Genomic DNA, 7,468 nt, shown 5'->3' with positions numbered 1-7,468 from the left:
CGAAAGGACGACCGAACCGGGGACAGGCCGTGCCGGGTCACGTGCCGACATGGCGAGGCGGCCCCGTAGAGGCCACCTGCAAGCGCGGCCGGCCGACTACCGGTCAGCGGCTACCGGCTGCGCTTCGCGAGGCGTTCCACGTCGAGGAGGATCACCGCGCGGGCCTCCAGCCGCAGCCAGCCGCGGCCGGCGAAGTCGGCGAGCGCCTTGTTCACGGTCTCGCGGGAGGCGCCGACGAGCTGCGCCAACTCCTCCTGGGTGAGGTCGTGCACGACGTGGATGCCCTCTTCGGACTGCACGCCGAAGCGGCGCGACAGGTCCAGCAGGGCCTTGGCGACGCGGCCGGGCACGTCGGAGAAGACCAGGTCGGACATGACGTCGTTGGTGCGGCGCAGGCGCCGGGCGACCGCGCGCAGCAGCGCGGTGGACACCTCGGGCCGTACGTTCAGCCAGGGCTGGAGGTCGCCGTGGCCCAGGCCGAGCAGCTTCACCTCGGTGAGCGCGGTGCCGGTGGCGGTGCGCGGACCCGGGTCGAAGAGCGACAGCTCGCCGATCAACTCGCCGGGGCCCACCACGGCCAGCATGTTCTCCCGGCCGTCGGGCGAGGTGCGGTGCAGCTTCACCTTTCCCTCGGTCACGACGTACAGCCGGTCCCCGGGGTCGCCCTCGTGGAACAGTGCGTCGCCACGCGCCAGCGTGACCTCGGTCATGGAGGCACGCAGTTCAGCGGCCTGCTCGTCGTCGAGCGCCGCGAAAAGCGGGGCACGGCGCAGAACGTCGTCCACGAGCTCTCTCCTTGTCGACTGTCGACATCGCCGGGTTGTCCGCCGGGCTGTCCCCAATGATGCATGACACGGGAAACAGTGCGATCAATCACAAGTTTGTCTTATGTGTGCGCGCCGCCGTGCCGCGGGGGTCCGATTGGCGGTCGGAATTCCGTGGTTAGGGGCGACGCTGCGGCCGAACGAGTGGCCACCACAGGGTGTTCCGCTGTAAGCGAACACGCTACCGGAGTCGACCTCGGACGGCACCGGTGTGACCGGCCCCACGCTGCCGGACCTTCGGCGTAGCCTTCGTACATGGCAGAGAGCAAGGTCGGCAAGGCCCCCAAAGCGGAGTCCCAGGTCGCGAAGGTCCGCAGGGCCCGCCGGATCAACCGCGAACTCGCCGAGGTCTATCCGTACGCACATCCGGAGCTGGACTTCGAGAACCCGTTCCAGCTCCTGATCGCGACGGTGCTGTCCGCACAGACCACCGACCTGCGGGTCAACCAGACGACACCCGCGCTGTTCGCGAAGTACCCCACCGCCGCGGACATGGCGGCGGCCGACCCGGCGGACCTGGAGCAGATCCTGCGCCCGACCGGCTTCTTCCGGGCCAAGACGCGATCCGTGCTCGGCCTGTCCGCCGCCCTGCGGGACGACTTCGGCGGTGAGGTGCCCGGCCGCCTGGCCGACCTCACGAAGCTGCCCGGCGTGGGCCGCAAGACGGCGAACGTGGTGCTGGGCAACGCGTTCGGGGTGCCGGGCATCACCGTGGACACCCACTTCGGCCGGCTCTCGCGCCGCTTCGGCTGGAGCACCTCGCAGGACCCCGAAGAGGTCGAGCGGGATGTGGCCGCGCTCTTCCCCAAGTCGGACTGGACGATGCTGTCGCACCGCGTCGTCTTCCACGGCCGCCGGATGTGCCACGCCCGCAAGCCCGCCTGCGGGGTGTGCCCGATCGCCGCGCTCTGCCCGTCGTTCGGCGAGGGCGAGATGGACCCGGAGAAGGCGAAGAAGCTGCTGAAGTACGAGAAGGGCGGCTTCCCCGGACAGCGGCTGAACCCCCCGCCGGACTACCCGGGGCAGCCCGCGCCGCCGCTGAGCGCCTCATGACACAGTCCTGGGAGACCGGCGCGTCGAAGGTGGACGTCAGCGCCGACGGGGTGCCGCGCTGGCTGGAACCGGTGGTCGAGGCCGTCAGCACCGTACGGCCCGAGCAGCTCAGCAGTTTCCTGCCGCCCGACGGCGGGGGGCGGCAGTCGGCCGTGCTCGTGCTGTTCGGCGAGGGTGATCAGGGACCCGACCTGCTGCTCATCGAGCGCTCCGCGGCGCTTCGTTCACACGCGGGCCAGCCCTCCTTCCCAGGCGGCGCGCTCGACCCCGAGGACGGCGACCCGGACGGCGAGGGTCCGCTGCGGGCGGCGCTGCGCGAGGCCGAGGAGGAGACCGGCCTCGACCCGGCGGGTGTGCAGCTCTTCGGCGTCCTGCCGCGGCTCTACATCCCGGTGAGCGGCTTCGTGGTCGCTCCGGTGCTGGGCTGGTGGCGCGAGCCGAGCCCGGTGCGCGCGGTCGACCTCGCGGAGACCGCACGCGTCTTCCGGGTTCCGGTGACGGATCTCACCGACCCGGCCAACCGTGCGACTCTCGTGCACCCCAGCGGTTTCCGCGGCCCGGCCTTCCTCGTCCACGGTGCCCTGGTGTGGGGCTTCACCGCCGGCCTGATCGACAAGTTGCTGCACTACGCGGGCTGGGAGCGGCCCTGGGACCGGGAGCGCACCGTGCCGCTGGGCTAGTGGCGGACCGTATCCCACCGGATGACCGTCGGGCCCCCGTGTGCGCCGACGTGACCGGCAGAGCCGTACCGCCCCACGTGCTCAGGCCGACGTGAGACCGTGTTCCCCGTGAACGTGCTGGACATCCTGCTCATCCTCGCCGCTGTGTGGTTCGCCGTGATCGGCTACCGGCAGGGCTTCGTCGTCGGTGTCATGTCGGTGATCGGCTTCCTCGGCGGCGGCCTGGCCGCGGTCTACCTGCTGCCGCTGCTGTGGGACAAGGCGACGGACAACGCGACCCCGGGCTCGGCCGCGGTGATGTGCGCGGTCGTGATCGTGATCGTGTGCGCATCGGTGGGGCAGGCGTTCACCACACACCTGGGCAACAAGGCACGCACCCGCATCACCTGGTCCCCGGCCAGAGCCCTGGACGCGGGCGGCGGCGCGCTGGTCAACGTGCTGGCGATGCTGCTGGTGGCGTGGTTGATCGGCAGTGCGCTGGCGACCACGACGCTGCCGACCATAGGGCGCGAGGTGCGGTCGTCGAAGGTGCTGATCGGGGTGTCCCGGGTGATGCCGCCGTCGGCGGACACCTGGTTCACCGACTTCAGCGACACCCTCGCGCGGAACGGCCTGCCGCAGGTCTTCGGCACGTTCGGCTCCGAGCCGATCACCTCGGTGCCCGCACCCGACCCCGCGCTGGTCGGCAGCCCCGCTGTGGCCGACGCGCGCGGCAGCATCGTCAAGGTCGTCGGCACCGCCCCGAGTTGCGGGAAGGTGCTGGAGGGCTCGGGCTTCGTCTTCGCCAAGGACCGGGTGATGACCAACGCCCACGTCGTCGGCGGCGTCTCCGAGCCCACCGTGCAGGTCGGCGGCAAGGGGCGGCTGCACGACGCCCGCGTGGTCCTCTACGACTGGCAGCGGGACATCGCCGTCCTCGACGTGCCCGGGCTGGACGCGCCCGCGCTGCACTTCGCCACCCGGAGCGAGCACAGCCGCGACGACGCCATCGTGGCCGGGTTCCCCGAGAACGGCCCCTTCGACGTGCGCGCCGCTCGGGTCCGGGACCGTATCAAGGCCAGCGGGCCGGACATCTACCACCGTGGCACCGTGCACCGCGACGTGTACTCGCTGTACGCGACGGTCCGGGCGGGGAACTCCGGCGGTCCGTTGCTGACCACCAACGGCGAGGTGGCCGGGGTGGTCTTCGCGAAGTCCCTGGACGACTCGCACACCGGTTACGCGCTCACCGCCGCAGAGGTGGCCCCCGACGTCACGGCCGGGCGTACGGCGAGCCGGCAGGTGGACACCGAGGGGTGCGCGCTGTGACCGGCCTCGCGCCGCGGTCCCCTCGCACGGTGACGGTGGATGTCACTGTGTGGTGCGAGGCGGCCGGGACGATGAAGTGATGAAGTGGGTGCGGTGGTGAGGTACGGGCGGCGCTGAGGCCGCGTGCGGTGCCGAGGCGCGGTCTCAGTTCCTCACATGGCGCAGCCGCGCGCTGACCCAGCGGGCCCGGCGGCCGAGTATGCGGGGAATGCCGAGACGGCAGGTCCCCGTGGGGAGCAGCGTCATCGGGACAGCCCGATCGGCGGCTGCGAAGCTGCGGTGAGTGCGTGATACGTCACGGTAGTCGTGCGTCCAACCCATACCGAGCTACGTGCCCGCGTCGCTTGGTCGGTAATCGCCCTCGGGTCGTCCGATTGGCTTATGCGCCCGGCATTTTGGCGATCATCGGATGGTCGTACCGCGTCGGTTCAGCGGTCCGGTTCCGGGTCCTTGAGCCAGTTGACCAGCTCGGTCGAGAAGGCCACCGGGTCCTCCTCGTGCGGGAAGTGCCCCAGGCCGTCGAAGAGCCGCCAGCGGTAGGGCGCCTCCACGTACTCCCCGCTGCCCGCCACGTTCCTGGTACCGACCGCACGGTCGAGCGAACCGTGCATCTGCAAGGTGGGCACCCGCACCGGGCGCTTCATCCGGCGGTTGAACTGGAGGCCGTCCGGCCGGGCCATCGACCGCACCATCCACCGGTAGGGCTCGACCGCGCAGTGTGCCGTGGACGGGATCTGCATCGCCTCGCGGTAGACGTCGATCGACTCCTCGTCCAGCGGCTGCGGCCCCGACCAGTCCCGGATCAACTTGCCGACCAGTGCCGCGTCGTCGGCGACGAGCTGCCGCTCGGGCACCCAGGGGCGCTGGAAGCCCCAGATGTAGCCGCCTGATCTGCTCTGCCGCAGGTCGGTGAGCATCGCGGTCCGCCAGCGCCGCGGGTGCGGCATCGAGCACACGGCCAGCCGCCGGACCAGCTTCGGCCGCATCGCGGCGGCGGTCCAGGCCAGGTAGCCGCCCAGGTCGTGACCGACCAGCGCGGCGTCGGGCTCGCCGAGCGAGCGGATCACGCCGGTCACGTCGAGCGCCAGGTTGCCGGGGTCGTAGCCGCGGGGCGTACGGTCGCTGCCACCGACCCCGCGCAGGTCCATCGCGACCGCGCGGAAGCCCGCGTCGGCGAGCGCGGTGAGCTGGTGCCGCCAGGCCCACCAGAATTGCGGGAAGCCGTGCAGCAGGAGCACCAGTGGGCCGTCACCGGCTTCGGCGATGTGGAAGCGGGCGCCGTTCGCGGCCACGTCGCGGTGGGTCCACGGTCCGTCGATACGGGGTACCTGGCCGCCTCGGCCACGCTCCGCGCCGGCCGGACCGCGCCGGTCCGTCTCGTCCGGCACCGGGCTGGGCCGGTTGGGCTGGCTGGGCGAGCCGGCGGGGAGGTTCATGCTGACGAGCGTGTCACATCTTCGATTCGAGCGCGGGAGCCGCGACCGTGGCGCCCACCGGCTTGGCGTCCTGCGGCCCGAGCTCGCGCGGGTGCGGCTTGGCCTTCTGCAGCACCGCGGCGGTCTCCTTGGCCGAGGCGATCGACCGCTCCGGCTTCTTCACCTTCTTGAACCGGCCGTACGCCAGCGCGGCGAGCAGCAGCCCGAGCACCACGAAGGCGCCGCACACGATGCCGAACGACGCGTCGAGCGGCAGTCCGGTGCGGTGGATGACGTACGCCAGTGCCATGCAGCCCATCGGTACCGCGAACAGGCCGAGCGCCAGCGCCACGATCAGTGCGCCGCTGCCGATCGTGGCGCGCTTCACGTCCTGCCTGATCTCGGTCTTGGCCAGCGCGATCTCGTCGTGCACCAGGGCGGACAGCTCCGCCGTGGCGGCGGAGAACAGCTCGCCGAGGCTGCGCTCGTCACCGTTCGAGGCTGGGCTCATCGAGTCCTCCGTGGTCGTCGCACCGCTTCGCTGGCGGTCATGGCGGTCCGGGCAAGGGAATGTCTGCCCCTGATCATGCCTTACGTGCCGTCAGGGCCGCCCGCCTGCCGCCGCCGGGCGAGCGCGGCGAGCCTGCGGTGTTCGGCGGCCTGGCGCTCCAGGATTTCGGCCATCCGGACGTGGTATGCGGGTTGGTCCTGTTCGTAGACGTCGGGGACGCCGTCCCCGGTGTCGTCGCGTTCCTCCTCCGCGGACAGCTGCAGGTACCTGTTGTTGCGCAGTTTGAGAAGGATTGCGGCCAGCACGGCAGCGATCACCGAGCCGACCAGCACGGCGGCCTTGGCCTCGTCGGCGAGCTTCGGGTGGGCGGCGAAGGCGAGTTCGCCGATCAGCAGGGAGACGGTGAAGCCGATGCCGGACAGCGTCGCGAGCGCGAGGACGTCCGGCCAGCGCAGCTCCGGGTTCAGTTCCGCACGGGTGAAGCGGACCGCCAGCCAGGTGCCGCCGAACACGCCGATCGCCTTGCCGCACACCAGGCCGAGGACGACGCCGAGGGTCTCCGGGCGGTGGAACACGTCGCCGAGCGCACCGCCGGAGACCGACACGCCTGCCGCGAACAGCGCGAACAGCGGTACGGCCAGGCCCGCGGAGAGCGGCCGCACCAGGTGCTCGATGTGTTCGGCCGGCGCGTACTCCTCGTCGTCCCGGCGGGTGCAGCGCAGCATCAGGCCCATGGCGACGCCCGAAATCGTGGCGTGGACACCGCTGTTGTACATCAGCGTCCAGGTGACGAGCGCGAGCGGCACGTACACGTACCAGCCGTGCACACCGGCCCGTTGCAGCAGCCAGAACAGCACCAGGCACGCTGCCGCGCCCCCCAGGGCCGCGTAGTTGAGGTCCGAGGTGAAGAAGATCGCGATGATCAGGATCGCGAAGAGGTCGTCGACGACGGCGAGGGTGAGCAGGAACGCGCGCAGCGCCGAGGGCAGCGCGGTGCCGAGTACGGCGAGTACGGCGAGCGCGAAGGCGATGTCGGTGGCGGTGGGCACCGCCCAGCCTCGGAGCGAGCCGCCTCCCGCGGCGGCGACCACGGTGTACACGACCGCCGGCGCCGCCATGCCGCACAGGGCCGCGACGACGGGGAGCGCGGCCTTGGCCGGTTCGCGCAGTTCGCCTGCGACGAGTTCGCGTTTGAGTTCGATGCCGGCGACGAAGAAGAAGACGGCGAGCAGGCCGTCCGCCGACCAGTGCGCGACGGATAGGTGCAGGCCGAGCGCGGATGGGCCGAAGTGGAAGTGGGCGGTGGACTCGTAGCTGTGCTGGAGCGTGTTCGCCCAGATGAGGGCGATGACGGCGGAGAGCAGCAGCAGGATGCCGCCGACGGTCTCGGTGCGCAGCGCGTCGGCGACGAAGTTCCGTTCGGGCAGCGGGAGACGGCCGAGAAGGACTGAGGAGCGGCGTCGCGGCTGCTCGGTCACGGGGGGTGGCCTCCTGGGCGTCGTAGCCGGCTGTGGACACAGATGTCCTGTGTGCCGACCAGACTTCCCGGCGCGCCCATAAGTCTCGTCGCAATGGTGAAGCGACGCGGTGTCAGCTTAACCCGGACGGGTGAAGGGGCGAGGGGGACCCCGGTGAAGGGTGCGGGGGAGCGAGGCGCGGAGTGTGGGGCGAGGGGGC

At 71.3% G+C, this 7,468-nt stretch carries 7 protein-coding genes; 3 read left to right on the top strand and 4 right to left on the bottom strand.

Annotated features, from left to right (window positions below):
• Positions 1–110 precede the first annotated feature (110 nt).
• A complete protein-coding gene (locus AC13HU_RS26950; protein WP_103890795.1) occupies positions 111–785 on the bottom strand; it encodes a Crp/Fnr family transcriptional regulator in 675 nt (224 codons plus the stop codon).
• A 294-nt stretch (positions 786–1,079) separates the two neighbouring features.
• Between AC13HU_RS26950 and nth the strand changes: the two genes are divergently transcribed.
• From nth to AC13HU_RS26935, 3 genes are all read left to right on the top strand, one after another.
• Positions 1,080–1,877: an endonuclease III gene (nth, locus tag AC13HU_RS26945; RefSeq protein ID WP_483044550.1), complete on the top strand. Its 798-nt coding sequence runs from the start codon at positions 1,080–1,082 to the stop codon at positions 1,875–1,877.
• A complete protein-coding gene (locus AC13HU_RS26940) occupies positions 1,874–2,557 on the top strand; it encodes an NUDIX hydrolase (protein WP_483044549.1) in 684 nt (227 codons plus the stop codon). Before nth ends, AC13HU_RS26940 begins: the two co-directional genes overlap by 4 nt.
• Positions 2,558–2,665: 108 nt before the next feature.
• Positions 2,666–3,865, top strand: a complete 1,200-nt coding sequence (locus AC13HU_RS26935; protein WP_483044548.1) for a MarP family serine protease — start codon at positions 2,666–2,668, stop codon at positions 3,863–3,865.
• A gap of 428 nt (positions 3,866–4,293) precedes the next feature.
• On the opposite strand, the gene AC13HU_RS26930 is transcribed toward AC13HU_RS26935, so the two are convergent.
• The 3 genes from AC13HU_RS26930 to nhaA all read right to left on the bottom strand — a co-directional run bounded on the left by AC13HU_RS26930 (position 4,294) and on the right by nhaA (position 7,269).
• Positions 4,294–5,301, bottom strand: a complete 1,008-nt coding sequence (locus AC13HU_RS26930) for an alpha/beta fold hydrolase (RefSeq protein ID WP_483044547.1) — start codon at positions 5,299–5,301, stop codon at positions 4,294–4,296.
• 13 nt (positions 5,302–5,314) lie between these two features.
• Positions 5,315–5,791 (bottom strand): phage holin family protein, encoded by a 477-nt coding sequence (locus tag AC13HU_RS26925; protein WP_483044546.1) that lies wholly within the window; start codon positions 5,789–5,791, stop codon positions 5,315–5,317.
• An 80-nt stretch (positions 5,792–5,871) separates the two neighbouring features.
• Entirely contained in the window at positions 5,872–7,269 is a 1,398-nt protein-coding gene (nhaA, locus tag AC13HU_RS26920) for a Na+/H+ antiporter NhaA (RefSeq protein ID WP_483044545.1), read from the bottom strand.
• Between the last annotated feature and the right edge of the window lie 199 nt (positions 7,270–7,468).

This window comes from Streptomyces sp. NH27 (genome assembly GCF_056859195.1).
The sequence above is the reverse complement of the archived record's forward strand: the minus strand, read 5'-3'. Positions and strand labels throughout refer to the sequence as shown.